22 protein-coding genes are annotated in these 24,594 nt (G+C 72.1%); 4 read left to right on the top strand and 18 right to left on the bottom strand.

What is annotated here, in order from left to right; genetic code table 11:
* Nucleotides 1-67 precede the first annotated feature (67 nt).
* The 6 genes from BAY60_RS06640 to BAY60_RS06615 all read right to left on the bottom strand — a co-directional run bounded on the left by BAY60_RS06640 (nucleotide 68) and on the right by BAY60_RS06615 (nucleotide 8,057).
* Complete coding sequence (locus BAY60_RS06640; protein ID WP_211330191.1) at nucleotides 68-2,221, bottom strand: hypothetical protein; 2,154 nt, start codon at nucleotides 2,219-2,221, stop codon at nucleotides 68-70.
* 89 nt (nucleotides 2,222-2,310) lie between these two features.
* The gene (locus BAY60_RS06635; protein WP_245992353.1) at nucleotides 2,311-4,242 is read right to left on the bottom strand and encodes an arabinofuranosyltransferase; all 1,932 of its coding nucleotides are present in this window, start codon (nucleotides 4,240-4,242) and stop codon (nucleotides 2,311-2,313) included.
* 45 nt (nucleotides 4,243-4,287) lie between these two features.
* Nucleotides 4,288-5,220, bottom strand: a complete 933-nt coding sequence (locus BAY60_RS06630) for a decaprenyl-phosphate phosphoribosyltransferase (RefSeq protein ID WP_112279888.1) — start codon at nucleotides 5,218-5,220, stop codon at nucleotides 4,288-4,290.
* Complete coding sequence (locus BAY60_RS06625; protein WP_112279887.1) at nucleotides 5,217-5,753, bottom strand: phosphatase PAP2 family protein; 537 nt, start codon at nucleotides 5,751-5,753, stop codon at nucleotides 5,217-5,219. The genes BAY60_RS06630 and BAY60_RS06625 overlap by 4 nt, the downstream gene beginning before the upstream one ends.
* Entirely contained in the window at nucleotides 5,746-6,972 is a 1,227-nt protein-coding gene (glf, locus tag BAY60_RS06620) for a UDP-galactopyranose mutase (RefSeq protein ID WP_112279886.1), read from the bottom strand. Before glf ends, BAY60_RS06625 begins: the two co-directional genes overlap by 8 nt.
* Nucleotides 6,973-7,175: 203 nt before the next feature.
* Complete coding sequence (locus BAY60_RS06615) at nucleotides 7,176-8,057, bottom strand: LLM class flavin-dependent oxidoreductase (protein ID WP_112279885.1); 882 nt, start codon at nucleotides 8,055-8,057, stop codon at nucleotides 7,176-7,178.
* Nucleotides 8,058-8,125: 68 nt separating this feature from the next.
* Between BAY60_RS06615 and BAY60_RS06610 the strand changes: the two genes are divergently transcribed.
* On the top strand, nucleotides 8,126-8,941 hold the full coding sequence (locus BAY60_RS06610) for an HAD family hydrolase (RefSeq protein ID WP_112279884.1): 816 nt from the start codon (nucleotides 8,126-8,128) through the stop codon (nucleotides 8,939-8,941).
* A gap of 90 nt (nucleotides 8,942-9,031) precedes the next feature.
* Here BAY60_RS06610 and BAY60_RS06605 read toward each other — a convergent pair whose 3' ends face one another.
* Nucleotides 9,032-10,726: a glycosyltransferase family protein gene (locus BAY60_RS06605; RefSeq protein ID WP_112279883.1), complete on the bottom strand. Its 1,695-nt coding sequence runs from the start codon at nucleotides 10,724-10,726 to the stop codon at nucleotides 9,032-9,034.
* 160 nt (nucleotides 10,727-10,886) lie between these two features.
* On the opposite strand from BAY60_RS06605, the gene BAY60_RS37005 reads away from it, so the two are divergent.
* Nucleotides 10,887-12,845 carry a DUF6541 family protein gene (locus BAY60_RS37005; RefSeq protein ID WP_342769752.1) on the top strand — a complete coding sequence of 653 codons (1,959 nt, stop codon included), beginning with the start codon at nucleotides 10,887-10,889 and terminating at the stop codon, nucleotides 12,843-12,845.
* Nucleotides 12,846-12,952: 107 nt separating this feature from the next.
* On the opposite strand, the gene BAY60_RS06595 is transcribed toward BAY60_RS37005, so the two are convergent.
* The 7 genes from BAY60_RS06595 to BAY60_RS06565 are packed head-to-tail and all read right to left on the bottom strand — an operon-like array spanning nucleotide 12,953 to nucleotide 19,259.
* Nucleotides 12,953-13,888 carry a lysylphosphatidylglycerol synthase transmembrane domain-containing protein gene (locus tag BAY60_RS06595; RefSeq protein WP_112279882.1) on the bottom strand — a complete coding sequence of 312 codons (936 nt, stop codon included), beginning with the start codon at nucleotides 13,886-13,888 and terminating at the stop codon, nucleotides 12,953-12,955.
* On the bottom strand, nucleotides 13,885-15,114 hold the full coding sequence (locus BAY60_RS06590) for an acyl-CoA reductase (protein ID WP_112279881.1): 1,230 nt from the start codon (nucleotides 15,112-15,114) through the stop codon (nucleotides 13,885-13,887). The genes BAY60_RS06595 and BAY60_RS06590 overlap by 4 nt, the downstream gene beginning before the upstream one ends.
* Nucleotides 15,111-16,154: a LuxE/PaaK family acyltransferase gene (locus BAY60_RS06585; RefSeq protein ID WP_112279880.1), complete on the bottom strand. Its 1,044-nt coding sequence runs from the start codon at nucleotides 16,152-16,154 to the stop codon at nucleotides 15,111-15,113. Before BAY60_RS06585 ends, BAY60_RS06590 begins: the two co-directional genes overlap by 4 nt.
* On the bottom strand, nucleotides 16,151-17,551 hold the full coding sequence (locus BAY60_RS06580) for an AMP-binding protein (RefSeq protein ID WP_211330190.1): 1,401 nt from the start codon (nucleotides 17,549-17,551) through the stop codon (nucleotides 16,151-16,153). The genes BAY60_RS06585 and BAY60_RS06580 overlap by 4 nt, the downstream gene beginning before the upstream one ends.
* Complete coding sequence (locus tag BAY60_RS06575) at nucleotides 17,548-18,282, bottom strand: SDR family NAD(P)-dependent oxidoreductase (RefSeq protein WP_112279879.1); 735 nt, start codon at nucleotides 18,280-18,282, stop codon at nucleotides 17,548-17,550. Before BAY60_RS06575 ends, BAY60_RS06580 begins: the two co-directional genes overlap by 4 nt.
* Nucleotides 18,275-18,532, bottom strand: coding sequence for an acyl carrier protein (locus BAY60_RS06570; protein ID WP_112279878.1), 258 nt, complete (start codon nucleotides 18,530-18,532; stop codon nucleotides 18,275-18,277). Before BAY60_RS06570 ends, BAY60_RS06575 begins: the two co-directional genes overlap by 8 nt.
* A 7-nt stretch (nucleotides 18,533-18,539) precedes the next feature.
* The gene (locus tag BAY60_RS06565; protein ID WP_112279877.1) at nucleotides 18,540-19,259 is read right to left on the bottom strand and encodes an LbetaH domain-containing protein; all 720 of its coding nucleotides are present in this window, start codon (nucleotides 19,257-19,259) and stop codon (nucleotides 18,540-18,542) included.
* 102 nt (nucleotides 19,260-19,361) lie between these two features.
* Between BAY60_RS06565 and BAY60_RS06560 the strand changes: the two genes are divergently transcribed.
* Both BAY60_RS06560 and BAY60_RS06555 read left to right on the top strand, forming a co-directional pair.
* Nucleotides 19,362-20,468 (top strand): DegT/DnrJ/EryC1/StrS family aminotransferase, encoded by a 1,107-nt coding sequence (locus BAY60_RS06560; protein WP_112279876.1) that lies wholly within the window; start codon nucleotides 19,362-19,364, stop codon nucleotides 20,466-20,468.
* A complete protein-coding gene (locus BAY60_RS06555) occupies nucleotides 20,465-21,439 on the top strand; it encodes a Gfo/Idh/MocA family protein (protein WP_281272708.1) in 975 nt (324 codons plus the stop codon). The genes BAY60_RS06560 and BAY60_RS06555 overlap by 4 nt, the downstream gene beginning before the upstream one ends.
* Here BAY60_RS06555 and BAY60_RS06550 read toward each other — a convergent pair.
* The 4 genes from BAY60_RS06550 to BAY60_RS06535 all read right to left on the bottom strand — a co-directional run bounded on the left by BAY60_RS06550 (nucleotide 21,411) and on the right by BAY60_RS06535 (nucleotide 24,594).
* Nucleotides 21,411-21,986, bottom strand: a complete 576-nt coding sequence (locus BAY60_RS06550) for a Uma2 family endonuclease (RefSeq protein WP_245992352.1) — start codon at nucleotides 21,984-21,986, stop codon at nucleotides 21,411-21,413. The two genes, BAY60_RS06555 and BAY60_RS06550, sit on opposite strands and share 29 nt — an antisense overlap.
* A 63-nt stretch (nucleotides 21,987-22,049) precedes the next feature.
* Nucleotides 22,050-23,234 carry a glycosyltransferase family 4 protein gene (locus tag BAY60_RS06545; protein WP_112279873.1) on the bottom strand — a complete coding sequence of 395 codons (1,185 nt, stop codon included), beginning with the start codon at nucleotides 23,232-23,234 and terminating at the stop codon, nucleotides 22,050-22,052.
* Nucleotides 23,231-23,665: an acyltransferase gene (locus BAY60_RS38575; RefSeq protein ID WP_112279872.1), complete on the bottom strand. Its 435-nt coding sequence runs from the start codon at nucleotides 23,663-23,665 to the stop codon at nucleotides 23,231-23,233. Before BAY60_RS38575 ends, BAY60_RS06545 begins: the two co-directional genes overlap by 4 nt.
* Nucleotides 23,662-24,594, bottom strand: a complete 933-nt coding sequence (locus BAY60_RS06535) for an NAD-dependent epimerase/dehydratase family protein (protein WP_112279871.1) — start codon at nucleotides 24,592-24,594, stop codon at nucleotides 23,662-23,664. Before BAY60_RS06535 ends, BAY60_RS38575 begins: the two co-directional genes overlap by 4 nt.

The following is a 24,594-nucleotide window of genomic DNA, read 5'->3' as shown; positions in this document are numbered from 1 at the left end:
TGGTGGCGCTCAACGCTACGAATGCCGCATTGGGGAAGTTGAACGCTACAAATGTGGCATTGGGGAGCTACTGGAGGAACCAGTAGCCGAACGAGGTGTACTCCGGGTAGGGGGCGAGCAGCGGGCGTTCCGGCTGCAGCTCGATGGTGGCCGTGGAGGACGTCACCGCGTCGGCGGGGACGGTGAACTCCTCCACCGTCCACTCGTTGTCCTTCGCCGAGAACCTCCACGTGCCCACGTCCTGGCCGTTCACCAGCACCCGCACGCTCTTCACCTGACCGGGCGCCAGCACCCGCGACGCGATGGTCAGCGGCTCGCCCGGCTTGAGGTTGTGGGCGGTGAACGTCTCGCCGCCGACGATGACGCGGCCGCTGTCGATCACGTTGCCCTGCCTGCGCAGCAGGCTCTCCGGCTGCAGCCCCGTCAGCGCCATCCGCGGCTCGTAGTCGTGGTGCTCCTCGCTGTCCAGGGCACCGGTGTTGAGGTAGTCCCGCACGTCGCCGTCCACCGGGGAGCGCTCGCCGCTGCCGGCCAGCTGCCAGTTCGCCGGGTACACCTTCGTGTCCGTGAACGGCACGATCCGGCGGCCGTCGAGATCGAACGGGGCCCGGACCGGGAACACGGCGATCGGGGCGCCGAGCACCCCGGCGTCGATCAGCGGCTGCATGGGCGCGCCGGGCCTCGGCTCGTAGACGGCGAAGTAGTCGGGCCGGTCCTCCTCCGGCAGCCTCCACAGCGCCTCGTACAGGGAGCCCGTGCCGTTGTTGCTGGCCTCGGCGAGACCGTTGGTGGCGAGGCCGATCGTGTCGACGACCTTGCGATCGCCGAAGTAGGCGATGGCACCGACATCCTTGACGCCGACGACCGCGTCGGCGGGCAGGTTGCCCCGGATCCACGCGCCCACGCTCACGTCGGTGTCGCGGATCGTCGCCGCCTCCCGGCCGAGCCGCACGCCCCAGACGGGCAAGGCGACCAGCGAGAACAGCAGCACCACGACCAGCGCGGTGTGCAGGCCGATCCGGCGCGACCGCTCATTGCGCGCCACCCGCGACAGCGCGTACGCGCCGCACACGATGAGCAGGAGGTACAGCGGCATGAACGGGTGGAAGTAGCGCAACTCGTGGATGAGCGCGGTGTTGAGCGTCGACACGGAGAGGACGACGCCCGCGAACCCGAGGCCGATCACGACGAGCAGCGGCCGCCACGTCCGCCTGGTCGCCAGCAGGTAGGCCAGCCCGAGCAGGAACACGGCCAGCGCACCGGGGAACGCGAAGTCCTGGTTGGTGGTGCCGTTGAAGAAGCCGATGGCCCCGCGCACGTTGTGCATCACCTGGTCGACGAACTCGCCGAGGTAGAACACCGGCTGGTGCGTCAGGAAGGACTTCGACTGCACGCCGTTGGCGCTGAACGTCCCGGTGGCGATCCGGTAGAACAGGTACTGGCCCGCCGTGGTGACGAGCGGCAGCAGCGTCCAGGCCGCAGCCCGCCACGCGCCGCCGCGCAGCCTGCCCGCCCGGCGGGCACCGCGCAGCGTCCACAGCATGGCACCGACGAGCAGCAACGCGAAGACCATGCCCTCGGGCCGCACGATGGCGAGCAGCGCCGCCAGCACGGGCGTCCACACGAAGCGCTCCCCCGGCCGCTCGCGGGTGAACGACAGCAGCGTGGCCATCACGAGCAGCGCGGTGAGCCCGACCTCCATCCCGCTGGCCGCGCCCCACTGCAGGGGCCCGCTGACGGCGACGAGCACACCGGCCCAGACGCCGACCGTCCTGCCGACGAGCGTGCGGCCGAGGTGGTACGTGAGCCCGGCGGTCACCGCGAGGCACACCACACCGAGGACGACGGCGAAAACGAGGAACAGGCTGCCCTGGAAGCCGATCGCGTACGCCGCGCCGAGCACGAAGGCGTACAGCAGGCTGCTGGCGCCGGTGCTGACCGGGTCGCCGTCGTTGTAGCGGAACGGCTGCCCCTGGCCGAACTGCTCGCCGTACTGCAGGTGGATGTAGACGTCGTCCAGCGGCGCGATGAGATTGCCCTGGTTGTACGCGAGGTCGATGACCACGAACACGGCGCCGATGAGCAGCGTGACGGCACCGATGAGCCACGCGAGCGGGTCGCGCCCGGCCAGCAGCCTGCGCCCGCGCTCACTTCGCTCCGGCCGAGTGTCCTCGGCACCCTCCGGCATCGTCCGTCTGTCCGTGTCGGCTGTCGTGGTCATCTCTCTCCGCCCGTCCGGCATGTGCCCGTAAGCTACCGACCAAACCGCTGGGCAGCGGGACGGGGGCCACCGAGACGGCCCCCGAAGCCTCAGCGGAGCGCGATCACCGTATACGGGCCGACGTCGCGGCGCTCGAACCGCGGCGAGTCGAACAGTGCCGGGTCGAAGGTCACCGGATCACCGGCCACGGGGATCTTCCGGGGGAACGTGTCGTACTTGATGGTGTAGCGCAGGCTCCCGTCCGGCTCGCGGCGCAGGACGAGCATCGTGGGCGCGGGCTCGAACGGGCCGTCGTGCATGCGCGTCCAGAGCTGGTCGGGGCTGGTCGACGCCGCCCACGTGCGCACCTCCGCCGAGCGCGCCTTGTACCGGCCGAGCGGGTTGGCGTAGTGCGGGGTCAGCTCGTGGAAACCCCAGTACGGCCGGAAGATCATCACCTGGCTGTGCTCGGACAGCAGGATCTCGTCCGTGGGCTCGCCGGTGCCCAGCCGGTCGATGGTCCTGATCAGCGCGCCCGTCCAGGCACCGGGGTCGGACACGTCCCGCGTGCGGGACGGGGTGTGGCCGCTCGGGTAGTAGTCGGTCTCGGCGCGCTCGATCACCTTGCTGAGTGAGCCGCGCATGCCGTCCTGCAGCAGGGCGATCGAGCCGAGCGAGGCCAGCACGACGGCCAGCGCCAGCACCGGCCGCCGCCACTGCCGCCAGGTCCGCACGACGTACCCGAGCAGTTCCAGCGTGCCGAACACACCGGCCACGGCGAGCACGACGCTGAGCGTGGCGAGGAACCGGAACGCCAACAGCGTGGTGTTCATGGCCAGCGCCATCGTGGAGAGGGCGAACCACGCATACACCAGCGCCGCGCAGGTCAGCAGCACGAACGCGACGGGACTGCGGCGCGCCCGCAACACCGACCACACCAGCCCGGCAAGGCACAGCAGGCCGAAGGCGCTGTCGGGCACGAACGGAATCGGCAGGTACGCGCTGCCCGACGGCAGGAAGCGCGCCGCCGCGTTGTCCTCGCCGAGACCGCCCTGCAGGATGAACGGCGCCCACACCACCAGCGCCAGCACGGCCGACAGCGCCCCGACGAGTACCAGCCTCGGCAGGAGCCTGCGGACCACCGAGCCGGCCCGTTCGCCCTCGCGCACCGCGAGCACCCCGGCCAGCACGGTGAACAGCACCACGAGCAGCGCACCGAAGCCCAGGTGCAGCGTGTAGGTGACCGCGCAGGCGCCGAGATACACCGCGACGAGCACGAACGGCCACCACGGGGCGCGGTCGCGGCGGCGCAGCTGCGTCCACGTCAGCACCGCGATCGGCGGCAGCCAGGCCGTCGTCGGCCAGGCGTAGGGCTCCTCGACGCCCGAGGTGACGAACCCGGCGAGCAACGTCGCCATGCTGGCCAGCAGGGCCGTCCGGCGGCGCACGACGAGCGACCACAGCACGAACGCGAGGACGGCCGACAGCGACGCCCACAGGATCGAGTACGGCTTGTACGCCTCCCAGCCCTGCAGGCCGGCCAGGTTGGCGAAGCGGCCGCCGAGCCAGAACCAGCCGCCCGGATAGTAGGGCGCGACGCCCTGGTAGTTCATGTCGTTCAGGCCGGCCGACGAGGCCATGCGCTCGAAGTAGCGCAGGCGGAAGCTGTTGTCGACCGACGACCCACCGAGGAAGAACCGCGTGGTCTGCAGCCGCAGCGCCAGCACCGCGGTGGGCAGCGCCGCCAGCAGCGTCCACACCCCCGCCAGCCGCAGCCAGCCCGGCCAGCGCTGCAGCGGGGCGTAGCGGAGCAGGCCGAACGTCAGCACGAGCAGCACACCGCCGGCGAGCGCCATCAGCGCCGCGGGCACGTTCGTCCCCGGCAGCAGCGTGGGAAGCCGGTTGACGCCGAACTGGATCGCCAGGCTCACCAGCACGGTGAGCAGACCGGCGAGCACCAGTTCGGCGGTGAAGCGGCCCGGGCCGAGCAGCGGCGGCGACGGCCGCCTTCCGGACGGCGCCGCCTCCTCGGCTCGCGTCACGGGAAGATCCACGGGAAGGGTTTTCGTCATGGCTTCCCAGGCGGATCAGAGGTAGTAGGAGAAGACGAGCGTGACCACCCAGGACGCACCGAGCACCTGCAGCACGCGGTCGCGCAGGGCGATCTCCTCGGGCTCGCCCGCATTGCCGCCGTCGACGTCGACGGCGTAGCGCAGCACCGCGATGACGAACGGCACCATCGAGATGACGCTCCACACGGAGCCGCCCATCCGCTGTTCCTGCTCGAAGGCCCACAGCGAGTACGACATGATCAGGATCGCCGCGGAGGTGGCCCACACGAAGCGCAGGTAGCTGGCCGAGTACTTCTTCAGCGACGAGCGGATCTTGGCGCCCGTGCGCTCGAACAGCATGATCTCGGCGTAGCGCTTGCCCGCCACCATGAACAGCGAGCCGAACGCGGTCACCAGCAGGAACCACTGGGACAGGCTGATGCCGGTGGCGACACCGCCCGCGATGAGCCGCATGAGGAAGCCGGACCCGACGATCGCCAGGTCGACCACCGGCTGGTGCTTGAGGCCGAAGCAGTAGCCGAGCTGCACCGCCTGGTACACGAGCAGCACGATCAGCAGCCGCCAGTCGGCGAGCAGGCTCACCGCACAGCCGAGGGCGAAGAACGCCACCGCCGCGCCGTAGGCGAGCGGGACGGGCACGATCCCGGCGGCGATCGGCCGGTTGCGCTTGGTGGGGTGCGCGCGGTCGGCCTCGACGTCGACCGCGTCGTTGATGAGGTAGACCGAGCTCGCGACGAGCGAGAACGCCACGAACGCGACCAGCGCGTCCTTCAGCACGGCCAGGTTCGCGATCTCGCCTGCCGTGAACGGCGCGGCCAGCACGAGGACGTTCTTCACCCACTGGCGGGGCCGTGCGGTCTTGACCACGCCGAACACGGTCCCGATCGGACCCTTCTTGCCGGCGGGGGCGCTGGTGCTCACTTCGGCACGTTCGGTCGTCTCACTCATCGTGGTTTCCGCTTTCGTGAGTTCAGCTTGCGGCGCAGGATGCCACCGACAGCGCCACCCAGCGCCGCGCCGGCAAGGACGTCGGTCGGATAGTGCACGCCGAGCACCAGCCGGGAGGCCAGCATCGGAGGCACCAGTGCGGGCACGAGGTTACGCCCGGTGAGTCCCGAGTAGAGCACGGCCGCCGCCGTCGTGGAGGTGGCGTGCGAGGACGGGAAGCTCAGCTTGCTGGGTGTGCCGACCCCGATCTCGACGCTGGGGTGGTCGGGCCGGGGGCGGCGCACCACGCGTTTCACCGCGATCGACGCGGCGTGCGCACCGACGACACCGGCGGCGGCGGTGAGCCAGTCCTTGCGGCGGTCCCTGTCGACCGCCGCGGCGACGAGCCCCAGCGCGAACCAGCCCGCGCTGTGCTCACCGAAGTGCGACAGCCCGCGCGCGGCCTTGACGGTGGCCGGGCGCGCGAGCGCCTTCTGCACCCCCGCGAGGACGGCGACCTCGCCGGTCGCCGGCTTGATCTCTTTCTCAAGCATCGAGGGTTCCGTCCAGCGGTGCGCCATCGGAAAGGTGCGGGGCGATCTTGTTGTCGAACATCGACAGCGCCGAGCCGATCGCCATGTGCATGTCCAGGTACTTGTACGTGCCGAGCCTGCCACCGAAGAGGATGTTGCGCTCCCGCGCCTCCTGCTTGGCCAGTTCGCGGTAGCGCTCGAGCTTGTCCCGGTCCTCGGTGGTGTTGATCGGGTAGTACGGCTCGTCGTCGTCCTTGGCGAACCGGGAGTACTCCCGCACGATGACCGTCTTGTCGTCGGGGTAGTAGTCGCGCTCGGGGTGGAAGTGCCGGAACTCGTGGATCCGGGTGAAGGGCACGTCCTCGTCGTTGTAGTTCATGACCGACGTGCCCTGGTAGTCGCCCGTCGGGACGACCTCCTGCTCGAAGTCCAGCGTCCGCCAGCCGAGCCGCCCCTCCGAGTAGCCGAAGTACCGGTCGAGCGGACCGGTGTAGACCGTCGGCGTGCCCGCGGGGATCGCGTCGCGCACGTCGAAGTAGTCGACGTCGCACCGCACCTCGATGTTCGGGTGCTCGGCCATGCGCTCCAGCCAGGCGGTGTAGCCGTCGACCGGCAGGCCCTCGTAGGTGTCGTTGAAGTAGCGGTTGTTGAAGTTGTAGCGCACCGGCAGCCGCGTGATGATCGACGCCGACAGCTCCTTCGGGTCGGTCTGCCACTGCTTGGCCGTGTAGCCGCGCACGAACGCCTCGTAGAGCGGGCGGCCGATCAGCGAGATGGCCTTCTCCTCGAGGTTCTGCGCGTCCTTGGTGTCGATCTCGCTGGACTGCTCCGCGATGAGCGCACGGGCCTCGTCCGGCGAGTGGGACCTGCCGAAGAACTGGTTGATGAGCCCCAGGTTCATCGGCAGGGGGTAGACCTGCCCCTGGTACTTGCCGAACACCCGGTGCTGGTAGCCGGTGAAGTCGGTGAACTGGTTCACGTAGTCCCACACGCGCTTGTTGGACGTGTGGAACAGGTGCGCACCGTAGCGGTGCACCTCGATGCCGGTCTCCGGTTCGGCCTCCGAGTAGGCGTTGCCGCCGAGGTGGCTGCGCCGCTCGAGCACGAGGACGCGCTTGTCGAGCTGGCTGGCCGCCCGTTCGGCCACCGTGAGGCCGAAGAAGCCGGAGCCGACCACGACGAGGTCGAACCCGGCGAGGTCGCCCCCGGGGATGTCTGCGGATTTCGTGTGCGCGCTCACGGGCGAAAAGGCTACCGGCGGCCCGCGGCCCTCGTGCGGCGAGGCTCCGGTCCCGGCCTGACCTCCGGCAACCGTCCGCGCCTGCCTGCCGCACGAGGGCCGGCGCACCCCGCACCCCCGGGTCGCGTCCTCACGTCATGCGAGAGGACCGACGCGAAGGCCCGGCGATCGGTTCCCGGAGTAAGGAGACTCACCCGATCGGGCTAGTCCTGCTGCAACGTCGGCAGCAGCTCGTCGGCGACGCGCTCGAGCACGGCCTCCCGGCCCTGATATGGCGTGCCGCTGCGCGGCCAGTGCGCCACCACGTCGGTGAAGCCCAGCTCACCTGCGCGGCCCGCGGCCTCGGCGAAGGCGTCGAAGCTGGACAGCGAGAACACCGGGGCGGCGTCCAGGCTCAGGTAGCGGTGGACGGCGCCGGGATCGCGCCCCTGGCTGCTCAGCGCCTCGTCGAAGGCCGAGGACAACTCGGCCACCGAGCGCCACCACGCGTCCTGGTCGTCGGTGTCGGCGCCGGTGGTCACCCAGCCCTCACCGAGCCGGGCCGCCAGCCGCATCGTGCGCGGCCCGTTGGCGGCCACGAGGAACGGAAGGCGCGGCCGCTGCACCGGGCCGGGCAGGTTCCGGGCGCCTCGGGCCGTGTAGTGGGCGCCGTCGTGGTCGTACCCGTCGTTGCGCAGCAGGCCGTCCAGCGCCTCGACGAATTCGACGAACCGGTCGGCCCGCTGCTTGGGGGTGAGTTCCTTGCCGCCGAAGACGTCGACGTCGTAGCCGGTGCCGCCTGCGCCGACGCCGAGCACCAGCCTGCCGTCCGCGAGGTCGTCGAGCGTGATCAGCTCACGCGTGAACGGGACGGGGTGCCGGAAGTTCGGCGACGCCACGTACGTGCCCAGCCGGATCCGCGAGGTGACCATGGCGGCCGCGCTCAGCGTGGGCACGGCGCCGAACCACGGCCCGTCGACCAGCGACCGCCAGCCCAGGTGGTCGTAGGTCCACGCGTGGTCGAAGCCGTACTCCTCGGCGGCCCGCCATTTCGGCTCGGCCGCCCACCACCGGTCCTCCGGAAGGATCACAATGCCTACCCGCACGGCGCCACACGCTATCGGTGGGGCACGACACGCGGGACCCCCGGTCGAGCTCTGGGAAACTGGGAGGTGTGGAGAAGCCCCGCCTGATCGCCTCGGACGTCGACGGAACGCTGCTGTCGTCCGCCGTGCATGTGAGCGAGCGCACAGTGGACGTGGTCGGCAGGGCCGTCGACGACGGGGTGCCCGTGGTGCTGGTGAGCGGCAGGCCGCCGCGGTGGATCCCGGAGGTCGCCGAGCAGGCGGAGCTGACCGGCTACGCCGTGTGCGCCAACGGCGCGGTGCTCTACGACATCGGCGCCGACCGGGTGCTCGACGTGCACGGGCTGCTCGACCCTGCCCTGCTGCAGGAGGTGGCGCGCGCCCTCGACGTGGCCCTGCCCGGCTGCAGGCTGGCCGCCGAACGGATCGGCACGAGAGCCGTGGACACCGACCTGCGCAACTTCGTCATCGAAAGCGACTACTACAACCCGTGGGGCGACGGCGAGGGCAACGTGGTGCCGCGCGCCGAGGTGCTCGGACATGCGGCGGTGAAGCTGCTGGTCAGCCATGCCGCGATGACGTCGGACGAGATGGCGGCGGCGGCCAGGGCGGTGCTCGACTGCACCGTGGACGTCACGTTCTCCTCCGGCGGCGGGCTCATCGAACTGGCCGCTCACGGGGTCACGAAGGCCACCGGCCTGAGCGCGGTCGCGCAGCGGCTCTCGGTGGCCGCCGAGCACACGATCGCGTTCGGCGACATGCCCAACGACCTGGAGATGCTGCGCTGGTCCGGGCACGGCGTCGCCGTGGCCAACGCCCATCCCGCGGTGCTCGAGGTCGCCGACGAGGTCACCGCGCCCCACACGGAGGACGGGGTCGCGCAGGTGCTGGAGCGCTGGTTCTAGCCGGGCGAGGCCGACGTCGGCGCCGAGCCCAAGGTGCCCTCGGGTACCTGCCGGGTACCCGAGGGCCCCTTCGGCTCGCCGCCGGGCGAGTCACGCGCACGGCACGTGGGTGAACCGCGGGTCGGCGTTCAGCGTCTCGATGAGCTGCTGTGCCTGCGGCCTGCGCAGGTACAGCGCGATCCAGGCGCCGGTTCCGGCCCTGCGGAACGTCGCCACCTCGTAGAGCCCGGCATAGGCGGGATTGATTCCGCAATGCTGGCGGTCGCCGTAGCCGCTGCCGTTGTCGATCGCGACCGCGGGCCTGCGCACGTTCACGACGTAGTCGTAGTCACGGGCGATGTGGCCCACCATGCCCGCCGACTCCACCCGCTCGCCCTGACGCGCGATGTGCTCGTCGGTGAGGCCGAGGACGTCCACCACGATCAGGTGCGACCCGGCCCGATAGGACAGCGCGCCGTTGGCGTAGGTGGCGATGACGGTGCCGGGCGGAAGCCGTTCCCCCAGCCAGGAGCCCGTCTCCGCGAGGTCGCCGATGGCCGCCCGCCATTCGTGCATGGCCGGCTGCATGCGCGGATGGGTGGTGCTCACCACCAGCGACAGCCCGCACAGGGCCAGCGCCACGATCGGCACCGCACGCCGCTCGGCGAGCGCCCGCCCCCGCGGCCGGGGTGACGGCGCGCCGGGTTGTTCTCCCGCCACGAGGTGCACGCCGTGCGCGGCGGTCGCGGCGACGGCCAGCAGCGGCGGCACGGGCGCGAGCAGGCGCCAGGCGGGCATCCAGTCGCCGCCGACGGCGACGATGAAGGCCACGTGCGCGACGGCGAGCAGGAACACGAGCCACACCAGCGAGCGGCCGCGCACCGCGGGGTCGCCCGCAGGGCGGCGCCGGGCGGCAAGGTACGCCACGGCGATGGCCGCGAGCAGCAGGAAACCCTGGTAGGTGCGCGCGAACCCGGCGAGGTAGGCCCAGCCGTGCTCGAGCTGCCAGCCGAGCGAACCGCCGGACTTCGCCACGATCGCGTTGGGTATCAGGTGGCCGTAGTAGGTGACGCGCCACGCCGTCCACGGCACCACGAGCACCAGCGCGCCCAGCACGTACCCGAGCGGCGCCCATCCCGTGGCTCGCCTGCGCAGTGCCGCGGTGACCAGCCACAGGCCGGCGAGCACGGCGACGACCACGCCGTCGGGCCTGGTCATCGTGGCCAGGGCCACCAGCACTCCGGCCACGACGGGACGGCCCGCGGCGAGCGCGTAGCAGACGGCCAGCACGAGCAGCACGAACAGCGGCGTCTCCAGGCCGGACGGCCCGTAGGCGGCGAGCGGGCCCGCGCCCGCGGTGAGCACGGCGGCGGCCACGCCGAGCGCGGGCAGCCCGGGGCCCTCCGGCTGGGCGAGGCGCACGATGCGGTTCACCAGCAGGTGCGCCACCAGCACGCAGCCGAGCGTGCACAACACGCCGAGCACCACCCCGACACCCGCGACGCCGAGCCCGAACGTCGCCCTGGCCAGCGCCAGCAGGACCAGCCACAGGAAGTTCGAGTAGCCCTCGACCCGCTCCCCCGCGTTGAACACCGGCCCGAGGCCGTCGGCGACGTTGCGGGCGTAGCGGAAGGTGATGTAGGCGTCCTCGGCGACGGTCGAGAACAGCAGCTGGTGCGCCAGCGAGAACGCGAGGGCCAGTCCCAGCGCCGCCACCCGCCACGTCCGGTGGGTGTTGATCCGTTCCCACGCGGCGACGACGACGACGGCGAGCACCACCCAGGCGCCTGCCGCGACGGCGGTCAAGCCATCACCCCCACCCCGCGAACCCCCCGGAACCGATACGGCAAACTACCAGCTCAGCCAGCGCGTCCTTCAGTGTGACGTCGAGGTGCCGGCCGGGAGGCGGCGCGCTGGACCCGCTTACCCAACAGCGAGAGCCTGACCGGGCTGAAGGTGGTCTCTGGTGCCGACCAGTACGAGCATGCTCGAGTTCGCCGTGGTGGTCGCCGCGTACGCCACGGTGCTGTTCGCGCCCGGCGCGCTCGTCGGCGCGCTCGCGGGGGCGCGGGGCTGGCTGCTGGCCGGGGTCGCACCGTTGCTGACGTACGCGGTGGCGGGGCTGGCGGGCCCGTGGCTCGCGCTCGCGGGCCTGCCGTTCAACCTCCCGTGGTTCCTCGCCGCCGTCGCGCTCGCGGCCTGCGCGGCGCTGCTGCTGCGGCGGCGCGTGCGGCGACACGGGCGCGGCGGCTCGCCGTGGCCCCGCCCCGCGCACGGCGCCGTGCTGGTGTGCCTGCTGTTCGCGGCGGGCGTGGGCGCGTACACGATCGTGCGCGGCATGGGCTCGTTCGGCGCGATCGCCCAGGGCTTCGACGCCGTCTACCACGCCAACGGCATCCGCTACGTCGCCGACACCGGTGACGGCAGCCTCACCGGCACCAGCAGCGTCAACTGGTACGCCGACGGCACCGAGCTGTTCTACCCGAACGCCTACCACCTGCTCGGCTCGCTGGTGTACCGGCTGACCGGGGCCGACATCCCGGTGGTGCTCAACGCGGGCACGGTGCTGCTGCCCGGCCTGCTGGCGCTGGCGATGGTGGTGCTGGTGCGGCATTTCGCGGGCAGGGCGATGCTGGCGGGCACGGCCGCGCTGGTGTCGGTGGCGCCGGTGACGGTGCTCTACGAGTCGCTGGACCACGGGCCGCTGCTGCCGTTCCTGCTCGGACTCGCGCTGTCGTTCGTCGGCGTCGTCACGCTGCACGCGTTCCTCGCGCGGCCAGCGCCGGACACCGGGTTCGTCCTCGCGGGCGCGGTGCTGGGCCTGCTCACCGTGCACACGTCGACGCTGTTCACCGCCGTGCTGTTCGCACTGCCGCTGCTCGTGGCCAGGTGGGTGAGCGGGCGGGACTGGCGGCGCGTGCGCCGCGACGTGCTGGTGCTGCTGCCGGTGGCCGCCGCGTGCCTGGTGCTGGCGTGGCAGCAGCTGTTCGGCGCGCTCGGGCTGGCGGCGGGCTCGGAGTACGCCTACCAGGGCTGGCCGTCGAAGACCGAGTGGAACACGGCGTTCGGCATCCTGCTGACGTTCCAGCATTTCGAGCGGCAGCCGCAGCTGTGGCTCACCGCGGCGCTGCTGGTCGGGTGCGTGTGCGCGCGCTCGCTCGGCAGGCTGCGGTGGGTGGCGGGCACCGCGGCCGTGACGGGCCTGTTCGCGGTGGCGGTGATCGCCTCGGACAGCCCGCTGGTGATGGCGCTGTCGCGGCCGTGGTGGGACGACCCGTACCGGCTCATCGCCATGGCGGGCGTGCCGATGTCCCTGCTGGCGGCGCACGGCATCGCCGAGACGCAGCGCCGTGTGCGGGACGCGCTGGCGAGGCTGCCCCGGCTGCCGGCCTCACCGGCGGCGTGGGGGACGGCGGTCGTGGTGGTCGTGGCGTTCGTGTTCGCCACGAACCTGCTGTACTCGCGGGCCGACGCCGACGTCGTCCGGCCCGGGTTCGGTCCCCGGCCGGGCGTTCCGGAGCGACAGCTGCCGGTGAGCCGGGGCGAGGCGGCGGCGATGCTGCGGCTGGGCGAGCTGGCGCAGCCGGGTGACTGGGTGATGAACGCCCGCAACGACGGCACGGCCTGGGCCTACGCGCTGAGCGGCGTGCGGGTGGTGTCGGGGCACTTCGACCGGGGCCTGCAGCCGCCGGAGGCCGTGTTCCTCGTCAATCACTTCAACGAGTACGGCACGAGCGAGCGCGTGCGCGAGACCGTGCAACGGATGAACATCCGGTGGGTGATCACCGGCCGGGGTGGCTATCCGCGGGGCGCGCCCCGCCCGCAGGGGTTGAAGCACCTGGACCGGATGCCGTTTCTGGAGCTGGTGTACCGCAACGCCGACGCCTCCCTCTACCGGCTCGCACCGGGCTCGGCCGTCCCCTGACGCCGCGAGCGCAGAACTCGCGGGCCTGAGCGCAGGACTCGCGAGCCTGAACGCAGAACTCGCGGGCCCGAACGCAGGACTCGCGGGCGTGAGTGCAGGACTCGCGGTCAGTGGCGCGCGCGGGACAGGGCGGCGGCTCCGCCTGCCGTCAGCAGGTCGGCGACGGTGAACATCACGCGCGAGGCCAGGGCGAAGGCCAGCGCCTGGCCCGTCGGGATGCCGCCTGCCGCCAGCAGGGCCACCAGGACCAGCTCGCGCACCCCGGCACCGCTGGGCAGCAGGAAGGCGAACGTGCCCGCCGTCATCGCCACCGCCATGGCACCGATGCACAGCACGAGCCCGTCCACGCCGGGGGCTCCCACGGCGTTGACCAGCAGCCACAGGTGCACGCCCTGCAGGGTCCACGCGCCGAGCGCGGCGCCGAACACCCTGCCGATCGTGGTCCAGCCGAGCGGGCGCTCCAGCGGCGGCCTGCGCAGCAGGCGCAGCACCAGTGACGTGCCCCAGCTCAGCACCCGCGGATGCAGGGCGGCCACGCCGAGCGGCAGCAGCGCCAGCGGCCACCACGTGCCGAACCCGCCCTCCGGCACGGCGAGCACCGACAGGGCCAGCGCGGCCACCAGCCCGATGCCGAGCTGCACCAGCGAGCCGGTGAACACGCGGGCCCGCGCGAGCCCGGCGCGCCTGCCGAGCTCCATCTGCAGCAGGTAGGCCCACACCGAGCCGGGCACGTACTTGCCGAGCTGGCCGACGAGACAGATCTGGGCACCCCGCAGGTAGCCGACCGGTGGGCCGAGCCGGTCGACGAGCACCTGCCAGCCGTAGGTGGTCACGGCGATGGCCGCCACCAGCGCCACCAGGCTCAGCGCCGACGACTGCCACGCGATGGCCGTGATCGTGCCCCAGAACTCGGGCCAGTGCACGGCCACCTGCCGCGCGGCGAAGCCGAGCACGACGACGATCGCCACCCAGCGGGCGACGGCCAACGCCCGGGCCCGGGTGGTTCTCGCCGCGGGAACCTCCGCCGTCGTGGTGGCGCTCATCGGATCGTCACCAGCCTGGTGAACTCGGCGAGCAGGTCGTAGCCGTCCCACACCGCCGAGAACGCCAGCGCCGAGCCGAACGGCACCATGCGGTCCACGCCCCGGCCACCGAGCCGGGTGGCGAAGTCGGCCAGCTCGTCGCGGCCGAACCCGAAGTAGGTGACGGTCTGGTCCCTGCGCGCGACCACCGGCACGAGGTCGGCGAGGCTGGGCACGGCGGCGCAGGCGAACGTGCCCGCGCCGAGCCAGTCCCTCGGCCAGGCACCGGGTTCGGCCAGCTCCAGGGTCGCGAGCCCGTCCCCCGCCCCGGCGAAGCCGATGCGGGTGGCCGTGCCGTCGGCCGCCGCGGCGTACACGCCCGCGCGCTTGCGAACGGCCATCTCCGGCTCCCCGACGTGGCCCTCGGCGGCGAGCACGGCGGCGAGCAGCGCGCGGAACTCATCGGCGGCCTCGGCGGCCTCCGCCTCGCCGCCGACCCAGAACAGCGCCCGCGGTGACGAGCAGGCGGCTTGGCCGAACCAGTAGGCGTCGCTGTAGCAGCCACGGGCGGCCCGTTCCCGCTCCGCGGCGGTGGCCTGCCGCCAGCCGCGCACGGACGCCACGGCGAACGACGAGCGGTCGGGAAACGTCAGGTCGCGGGCATGCGGGGCCAGCGGGTGGCGGCGCAGTGCGTCGATCGTCGCGTCGCCGCCCCACAGCACCCGCAGGTCGCAGGCGGCCGACAGCGCGGCGCCGGCGGCGTCGTCCCGGTCGTAGGTCACCATCCGCTGGGTCGCGCCGATCACGCGCGCCGTCTCGGCGTCGACATCGGACAACGCGGCGTTCAGCGCGGCCAGCACCTCGGTGGTCGCCGCGCCGCCGCGCGGCGACACCCGCACCACGTTGCGGTTGCCCGCCAGCGCGGACAGCGCCCACGAGTACACGAACACGGTGTCCACGTTGGCCGGTGGCACGTGGAAGACCAGCCCACGCGGGAAGCGCAGCCCTTCACCGAGCCGCTCCAGCGCCGAGGCCAGCTCCCGCTTGCGCAGGAAGAACCCGAGCGACGCCAGTTCCGGATGGCGGCGGGCAACGCCGGGCGCGAGCAGCCTGCGCGCGAACGCGGCGAGAAACGCCACGACGCGCTCGTCGCCCACCCGCAGCGGCTCGCCCTCACCGAGCCGCGCGGCCAGCGCCTCCGGCCGCACCGGCTCGGCGACGGGAAACCGCTGCACCAGGCCGGTCATGCCGCCGCACCCGCGTAGGTGTCGGAGCAGCCGCGCACCTCGGCCTTCGGCAGCCTGCCGAGCACGGAGAATCGCTTGCCGGGCCAGTCGCCGTCGTCGATGCCGTGGCACACGCCGAGGTCCTCGGTGAGCAGCACGTGTCCCGGATACGAGCGGGGCAGCGTGCTCACCACCTCGATCACGCCGGGCTCGCCGAGCGGCTGCTCGGCCCACGTCACCGGGTCGCGGATCACGACGTCGGCGAAGTCGGGGCAGTACAGCGCGCCGCCGGAGGGGCCCTCCACGAACACGGTGCCGATCTGCTCGACCATGCCGTAGTAGTTGTGCACGCGCCTCAGCCCGGTGTCGGCGGCGAGGCGGCGGCGGAACTCCGCGTTGTCGACGGCGAGGTCGGCGAGCTTCTTCCAGCCGCCCGAGTGCACGAGGATGCCCTGCGACAGGTCGAGGGAGTGCTCGCGCGCCAGCGGGTACAGGTACTGCCACACGAGGAACGTGAACCCGAAGACCAGAAACGGCGTGTGGCCGTGCCTGCGCAGGAACCGCGTGACCGCCTCCGCGTCCGGCCGCTCGTGTTCGTCCAGCGCGTAGACATGGTCGCGGCCGAACGCCGCCATGCCGAGCACCCCGGCCCCGCGCGCGGAGAACGAACGCCGGTTCCCGATCACCGAGGGCGTGTCCACCACCAGCATCGGCAGCCGCCGGGAGCCCAGCACGGGCCGCAGCGCCTCCGCCAGCCGCCGGGGCTGCTCGGCGGCGGCCGCCCGGTCGAGCACGATCCGCGACGGCGCTCCCCCGGTGGTGCCCGAGGACGTGAGCACCTTGAACACCTCGTCGGCGCCGACGCTGGCGAGCTCGCGCTCCTTGAACAGCCGCACCGGCAGCCAGGGCAGGTCCGCGATGCGGCCGAAGGTGTCGGGCGTGCCCAGCGCGGTCAGGATGCGGTCGTAGGCGGCGCAGTGCGCGCGGTGGTGCGCGGTGAGCTCCACCAGCGCGGGCAGCAACCGCGCCTCGCGCTCGGCGTGGGTGAGCGTGCCGGTCACAGCCCGCGCTCCAGCACGCGGTAGTCGATCTTGCCACTGGCCAGCAGCGGGACGGTGTCGATGGGCCGCACGTCGAAGCCGCTGGAGTGCAGGTGCAGCCGGTCGGCGAGCGCGCGGGACACGGCCTTGCACTTCTCGGCGCCCGCTCCCTCGGCGAACAGCACCACCTTGTCGCCCGCGGGGACGGCCGCCACCACCTCGATGCCCTCGGCGGTGGCGCGGGCCGCGTGTTCCAGGTCGTCGAGGTTCACCCGGTTGCCGAACACCTTGCCGATGCGTTTGAGCCTGCCCGTGACGAACAGGAAACCTTCCTCGTCGAGGTAGCCGAGGTCGCCGGTGCCCAGCACGCCGCCCATCTCGTCGCCGTGGGCGAGCTGCGCGGCGGTCTCGGCGTAGCCCATCATCACGTTCGGGCCGCGGTAGACGATCTCGCCGACGATCTTGGGATGCGTGGTCTCCGCGCCGTCGTCGCGGCGGACGGACAGCGCGCCACCGGGCAGCGCCGTGCCCGCCGAGCCGAGCTTCTCGGGCAGCCGTTCCGCGGGCAGGGTCGCCATGCGCGGCGCCGCCTCCGTCTGCCCGTACATGACGAACATCCGCCCGCCGACGGCGTTCATCGTGTCGTGGAACTCGGCCACGAGCTCCGTGCGCAGCTTGCCGCCCGCCTGCGTCAGCGTGCGCAGGCTCGGGTAGCGGCGAGGGTCGAACCGGAGCCGGTGCAGCATCTCGTAGTGGTAGGGCACCCCGGCCAGCGACGTGGCGCCGTGGCGGCTGACCGCGTCCCAGAACCCGCGTTCCAGCAGCCCGGACGGCTCCACCAGCACCCCGGCGCCGCGTACGAGGTGGGAGTTGAGCACCGACAGCCCGAAGCTGTAGTGCAGGGGCAGGCTCGTGGGCGCGAGGTCGCCACGGTGGATGCCGAGCGCGTCGGCGATGGCCCCGGCGTTGGACAGCACGGCCCGCCGGGACAGCCGCACGAGCCGGGGGTCGCCGGTCGAGCCGCTGGTGGCGAGCAGGACCGCGAGGTCGGGGTGCGGCTCGATCCCGTCGGAGGTGGTGCGCAGCCAGTGCCCGTCGCGCGCCGTGTAGCCGTCCGGTGCCGGGGCGCCGGGAGCACCGAGTACGGCGGCGGGCCGGAACCGGCGCACGAACCCGGTGAGCAGGTCGGCGTCGAGGCCGGGGTCCAGCAGGGCCACGGCCCGGCCTGCCTCGAAGGCGCCGAGGTAGGTCAGTACCCCGTCCAGGTCGGCGCCGATGCGCGCGAACAGCACCCCGGGCGGCAGTGCGGCCAGCCGCTCGCCTGCGCGCAGCACCTCGGCGACCAGCTCGTCCCCCTCCAGCACCTGGCCGGTGGGGGCGTCGACGAGGCGCGCCCCGTCACCGATCAGCGAGCTCACAGCACCAGCCCTCCGTCCACGCCGAGCACCTGTCCCGTGACGAACGACGCCTCGTCACCGGCGAGGAACCGGATGACCCTGGCGACCTCGTCGGCGGTGCCGAGCCTGCCGAGAGGCGTGTGCTCGACGCGGTCGGCGAGCACCCGCTCACCGAGGTGGGCGGTCATGTCGGTCTCGATGACCCCGGGCGCGACGGCGTTGACGCGGATGCCGTAGCGGCCGAGTTCCTTGGCGGTGGAGCGGGCCACGTTGGCCACGGCCGCCTTCGACGCCGCGTAGGCGGTCTGACCCGCGCTGCCGCGCTCGCCGACGATCGAGGCGAGCACCACGATCGATCCGGCCTTCCTGCGCATCATGGCCCGCGCCGCCGCCTGCACGGTGTGGATGGTTCCGGCGACGTTGGTGCCGAGCATGCGGTCCACGAGGTCCTCACGGATCATGCCGACCAGCGCGTCCTCGAGCACTCCGGCGTTGGCGACGGCGATGTCGAGGCGGCCGTGCTCCTTGGCGACGGCGCGGACCAGCGCCGAGACGGCGGAGGCGTCGCCGACCTCCAGTGCCCTGCCGGTGACCGCGCCGCCGATCGAGGCGGCCGCCTCCTTGGCGCGGGTCTCGTCGCGCCCGGTGAGCACCACGGTGGCGCCGGCGTCGGCGAGGGCCCGCGCGGTGGCCAGCCCGATGCCCCGGGTGCCTCCCGTGACCAGTGCGACCCTGCCCGCCAGGTCAGTCATGGACCGGAACGTCCTCGCTCAGCAGGCTCCTGAGCAGGTCAACGGCGACGCGGAAGCTGCTCAGGTCGATCACCTGGTCGGTGTCGAGCTGCACGTCGAACTCGTCCTCGATGGCGGCGACCAGCGTCATGTGCCCGACCGAGTCCCACGCCTCGATCTCGCGGTAGGCGAGATTCTCGACGTCGGTGCCCTCGTCGAGCTCCAGCGTCGTCACGAAGACCTCGCGCAGCCTGCCAGCGATGTCCGCCATGTCGCCCCTATCCGGTCCGTTGCTCACGCTCGTGCCATGCCTTCAACACGGTAGAGAGGCTTTCGGGTACGCCCCGCGCCGGGAGTTCTCCCTTGCCGGTCAGCCACGGCGTCAGCGCGGCGACGGCCTGCCCGTCCAGCCCCTGCCTGGCGAGCCCGACCTCGTTGACGCCGGTGACCCGCGCGGGGTTGCCGACGCAGGTGAGGAAGGCGCCGACGTCGCGGCGTACGGCCGCGCCCATGCCGATCATCGCGCCCGGTCCGATCCGGCAGTTCTGGTGCACCACGGCGCCCATGCCGACGTTGGCGTGCGCCCACACGTGGGTGTGCCCGCCGAGCAGCACGTCGCAGGCGAGGGTGACCGCGTCGCCGAGCACGACGTCGTGCCCGACGTGGCTGCCGCGCAGCAGGTAGCCGCCGTCGCCGACGGTGGTCTCCCGGCGCGTGCCCTGATGGATGCTCACGTACTCGCGGATGCGGTTGCCGTCGCCGATGCGGACGCCGTGGCCGTCGAGGGCGGGGTCACCGGCGGTGCCGTCGTCCCACGCCACGGGATGCGGGCCGTTCCGGTCCTCGGCGGGAGTGCCGATCGTGACGTGGGGACCGATCCAGTTGCCGTCACCGATCCGGGTAGGGCCGACGATCACCGTGTACGGGCCGATGACGTTACCGTCACCGAGTTCGACACCGTCGCCGATGAGCGCGGTCGGGTGAATCCGGTTAGCCACGGGAATCCATTCGTTGGCGCGCCAGTGACGAGCTGGTTTCATGACCGGGCGCTCACTGTAGCCGATCCGCCCGGTCCCCCCGGAAGAAGGAAGTACCACCGCATGATCCCGCTGACTGTGGTAGATGTCCGCGACGCGGAACCACTCGTGGCCGAAGTCATCCGATCGGGTGGTCTGGCTCAGGGCCCCATGGTCGAGCGGTTCGAGCACGCGTTCGCGGACGTGGCGGGCACCCGGCACGCGGTGGCGGTGAGCAGCGGGACGGCGGCGCTCGTCGCGACGCTCGAGGCGCTGGACCTGCGGCCGGGGGACGAGGTGGTGACCTCGCCGTTCACGTTCGCGGCGACACTCAACGCGATCCTCGAGGCCGGCGCGACCGCGCGGTTCGCCGACATCACGCGGGCGGACTTCGCGCTGGACGCCGACGCCGTGGCCGCCGCGCTCGGCCCGCGCACGAAGGTGCTGCTGCCGGTGCACCTCTACGGTCAGCCCGCCGACCTCGGCAAGCTCACGGCACTGGCCGCCGAGTCCGGCGCGCACCTGGTGGAGGACGCCGCGCAGGCGGTGGGCGCGACGTTCGACGGCAGGCCGGCGGGTTCGCACGGCGTCGGCTGTTTCTCGCTGTACGCCACGAAGAACGTCACCACGGCCGAGGGCGGGGTCGTCACCACCGACGACGACGCGCTGGCCGGCCGGGTACGGCTGCTGCGCAACCAGGGCATGCGGGCGCGCTACCGGTACGAGGTTCCCGGGCACAACTACCGGATGAGCGAGCTGCACGCCGCCGTCGGCATCCCGCAGTTGCGGCGGCTCTCCGAGCTCACCGAGGCGCGGCGGCGCAACGCCCGGCGCCTTTCGGAGGGGCTCGCGGGCACGCCGGGGCTGGACCTGCCGGCGGTGCTGCCGGGCAGGGAGCACGTGTGGCACCAGTACACGGTGCTCATCGGACCGCACGCGATGCTGTCCCGCGACGAACTGGCCACGGCGCTGGCCGCCCGTGGCATCGGCACGGGCGTGTACTACCCGAGGCTGGTGTTCGACCACGACTGCTACCGCGGACACCCGCAGGTGCCGGATGCCTCGGTCGAGGACTTCCCGGTGGCGGCGCGGATGGCCGAGCAGGTGCTCTCGCTGCCCGTGCACCCGTCGCTCAGCGACGCGCAGGTGGACACGATCGTCGCCACGGTGCGGGAGGAGCTCGGAGCGTGAGACGAAGCACTGTTCGCGTCGCCCTGGTCGGCGCGGGGGCGATGGGCGCGCTGCACGCAAGGGTGCTCAGCCGGCACGAACGCACGGCACTCACCCGCGTCGTCGACCCGAGCGAACAGGCGGGCCGTGCCATCGCCGGCCTGCACGGCTCGGAGTGGACACCCGGCATGGGCACCCTGTCCGATGTGGACGCCGTGGTGATCGCCTCACCGACCGAGTTCCACCACAAGCAGGCGGTCGCGGCGCTGGACGCGGGCAAGCCGGTGCTGGTGGAGAAGCCGCTGTCGGACAACGTCGCCGCCTGCCGCGAGATCGTGGAACTCGCCCGGCACAAGGGCATTCCGCTGATGTGCGGGCTGCTGGAACGCTACAACCCGGCCGTGCTCACGGCCACTGCGCTCGTCGACGCCCCCGTGCACATCGTGGCCCGGCGGCACGGGCCGTACGCGCCGCGCATCCGCACCGGCGTGGCGTGGGACCTGCTGGTGCACGACGTCGACCTGGCGATCCGGTTCTTCGGCGGGCACCCGCCTACCCGCACGACGGCCGCCGCCGGGCATTTCCACCCGTCGTCGGCCGACGGCGCCGAGGACACGGTCGACGCGGTGCTGACCTTCCCGCGCGGGCTCGCCACCGTGTCGGCGTCCCGGCTGGGCCAGCGGAAGGTGCGCTCGCTCGTGGTGTCCGAACTGGACCGGATGGTGGAGATCGACCTGCTGCGCAGGGACGTCACGATCCACCGGCACGTCTCGCACGACGCGGCGACGCCCGAGGGGCGAGGCTACCGGCAGCAGACCATCGTGGAGATCCCGGAACTGGTGACCGCCGCCGAACCGCTGGCCACGCAGCTGGACCGGTTCGTGGCACTGCTGGACGGCGAGGCGGACGCCGATGCCGAGCGGGCGTCGATCCTGCCCGCGCACGAGGCGGTGGCGGCGGCGCTCAGTGCCGCCGTGCCCGGCTGCTCGTGAGCGCGGCGAGGTCGAGGGTGATCGGGCTGCCCGCGAGATCGAGCGTCGCCTGCCCGGAGAACTCGCCGAAGTTCTCGTAGTGGCCGTCGATGAGCCGGTAGGTGGTCATGCTCACCGGGTCGTCGAGGTCCACGATCCAGTAGTGCTCGATGCCCACCTCGGCGTACTCGGAGAACTTGGTCACCGTGTCCGTGCGCCGTGAGCCCTCCGAGAGGATCTCGACGGCAAGGGTGAGGTCCGCCGCCTGAAACCGGGCCGCGTTGCCGTCCACGAGGGCCGCTGCGGCCACAATGACATCCGGCACCCGGATCGTCAGCGGGTGTTCGGCCACGAGGACTTCCACCTCGGCAAGAGCGCTGAGTTCCGTGGGGAGTTGCTCATCGAGGAGGTAGCCCAGCCGGGTGACCGCACGCTGATGCAGCGACACAGGCCGTGGCGCCACGATAAGAACCCCTTCTATCGCTTCGAACCGATACCGCGTGTCCTCGGGAAGGGCCTCCCAGTCCTCCAGGCTCAGCAGATGGTGCGGCCAGGTCTCGACGCTCACTGCTGCCTCCTTCCCACCAACCGGCATCCACTTCAGTCTTCCACAGATGGCACCGCACGGGTGTCACGCGCCCTCGCACAGCGTGGTCAGCGTGTCCAGGTGCTGGGTCAGCACGGTCTCCATCGAGAAGCTCTTGTCCACCAGCTCCGCGCCCGCTCTGGCGACCTCCCTGGACGAGCCCGGATCGGTGATGACCTCGACCAGCCGGTCGGCGAGCGCGGCCGGATCGCCGAGCGGAACCAGGTGCACGTTGCCCCTGTCGGTCAGCTCGACGCCGGGGAAGTTGTCCGCCCGCACGGCCGCCACCACCGGCACCTCGGCGGCCATGCTCTCCAGGCTGGCCGTGCCGAAGCCGTAGCCCTGCAGTTCGTGGCATTCGACGGCCGCTGCGGCCAGGTAGTGCGGGATGTCGCGCTTCGGCACCGCGCCGGTGGTGACGATCGCGTGCTCGACGCCCAGCTCGGCCGCCCTGCGCAGGAACGCGTCGTAGTAGACGCCGCCCACCACCACGAGCCGCGCATCCGGCAGCCGCTCCAGCACGCGCGGCAGCGCCTCCACCAGGGCCAGCCGGTCGCGCAGCGGGATGACGTGGCCGGTGGACAGGATCACCGGAGCCGCGCCGAGCCCGTGCCGCTCCCGCACAACGGCCGCGTCGCCGCCGCGCACCCACTCCGGGTCCACGCCCACCGGGATCGGCACCATCCGCTCGGTGCCGGTGCGGTAGCGGGCCTCGATGTAGTCGTGCATCTGCACGTCCATCACCACGTAGGCAGGCCGGTAGCGGCGCAGGATCGGCGCCACCAGACCGGCATCCAGCGCGGAGAACGCCCGCTGGTACAGCCTGCGCGGACTTTCCAGTCGTGTGTGGACACTCAGCAGCGTGGGTACGCCTCGGTTGCGCGCCCACAGGCCGCTGACCCACGTCAGGTCGAAGAACTGCCCGTGCTGGTGCACGACGTCCGGTCCGAACCCGTCGAGCAGGTCACGCACCCTGCGCGGCAGCGAGGGGCGCAGCGTGAACGCGATGTCGAAGTTCACGGCCAAACGGGTCCGCGGCAGCCGGAATGCGGGCAGCCGCACCACCCGCAGGCCGCCGGCATACTCCTCGGGGGGCGCGTCCGGATGCTCGGCGGTCAGGACCAGGACCTCGTGGCCCGCTGCCGCGTAGCCCCTGGCCAGCGCCTCGGACAGGTGCGCGCTCCCCCCTACGCGCGGCGGGTAGAAGTTGTTGACGACCGCGATCCTCATGCGTGGTACTCGATTCGCACGTCACCGCCAGCACAATGGACGGTGCCGACCTCGCGGGCGGGCACCCCGGCGACCACGGTCCGGGGCGCGACGTCCCTGGTGACCACCGCGCCCGCACCCACGACAGCCGACTCGCCGATGGTCACCCCCATCAGCACCACCGCGTTCGCGCCGAGGAACACATGGTCGCCGATGGTCACCGGCGCACGGTCCACGTCGGGGTACGCGCGCCCGGAGACGCAGCGCCGCACCGTGTTGTGCGTGTAGATCTGCACCCCGCACGAGACGTCCACGCCCCTGCCGATGCGCAGCCCGCCGGAACCGTCGACGACCGTGAACGCGCCGATCCACGTGCCCTCACCGATCTCCGGGTCACCGCTGATCCAGGCGTGCGGGTTGTAGTCGTTGGGCGCCCACGCGGGTGTGCTCATCCGGCCGTCGCTCTCACCAGGTCGCGCATGCCCTGCTCGACGGTGATCTCCGGCTCCCAGGCGAGCAGTTCCCGTGCCCGCGTGATGTCGGCGGCCCGCCTGCTCACCAGCACGTCGCGCGGGTTGAACTCCGGCTCGACGTCCACGCCGACCGCGTCGATGAGGATCTTCGCCAGCGTCGCGACGGAGGTGTCGATGCCGGTGCCGATGTTGACCGGCACGCAAGCCTGCTCGGCCTCCAGCGCCGCGACCACCGCCCTGGCCAGGTCGGCGACGTGCACGAAGTCCATCGACTGCTCGCCCCGGCCGTCGATCACCGGCGGAAGGCCCGCCCGCAGCCGCTGGATGAAGTGGTTGATGACCGAGGTGTAGTACGCCTCGATCTTCTGCCCTGGGCCGTAGACGTTGAAGAACCGCAGGGCCGTCCACGACAGTCCCTTGTGGCGCTCGTAGAAGCGCAGCAGGTCCTCGCCCGCGCGCTTGGCGATGCAGTACGGCGTGAGCGGGTCCAGCGGGTCGTCCTCGTGCATGGGCAGCCTGCGCGGCTCGCCGTACACCGACGCCGACGAGGCGAACACCAGCCGCCGCACGCCCTCGTCGGCGGCGGCGGCGAACACGTTGTGGTTGCCGGTCATGTTGATGTCGATGGACTCGTGGGGGTCGGCCACCGACTTGTTGATCGACACGGTGGCGAAGTGGATGGCGTGCGTGCATCCGCGGATGGCCTCGCGCACGGCGCCGCCGTAGCGCACGTCCTTCTCGACCAGCTCCACGGCGCCGGTGGCGGTGAACTCGGCGACGCGGTCGCGATCGCCGCGCGTCATGTTGTCGAGGATGACGATCCGGTAGCCGCGCTCCAGCAGCAGCGGGATCGTGTGTGCGGCGATGAAGCCGGCGCCGCCGGTGAACAACACCTTCTTCTCGGTCAT

Origin of the sequence: Prauserella muralis (assembly GCF_003202285.1) — a bacterium.
GTDB lineage: Bacteria > Actinomycetota > Actinomycetes > Mycobacteriales > Pseudonocardiaceae > Prauserella_B > Prauserella_B muralis.
The sequence above is the reverse complement of the archived record's forward strand: the minus strand, read 5'-3'. Positions and strand labels throughout refer to the sequence as shown.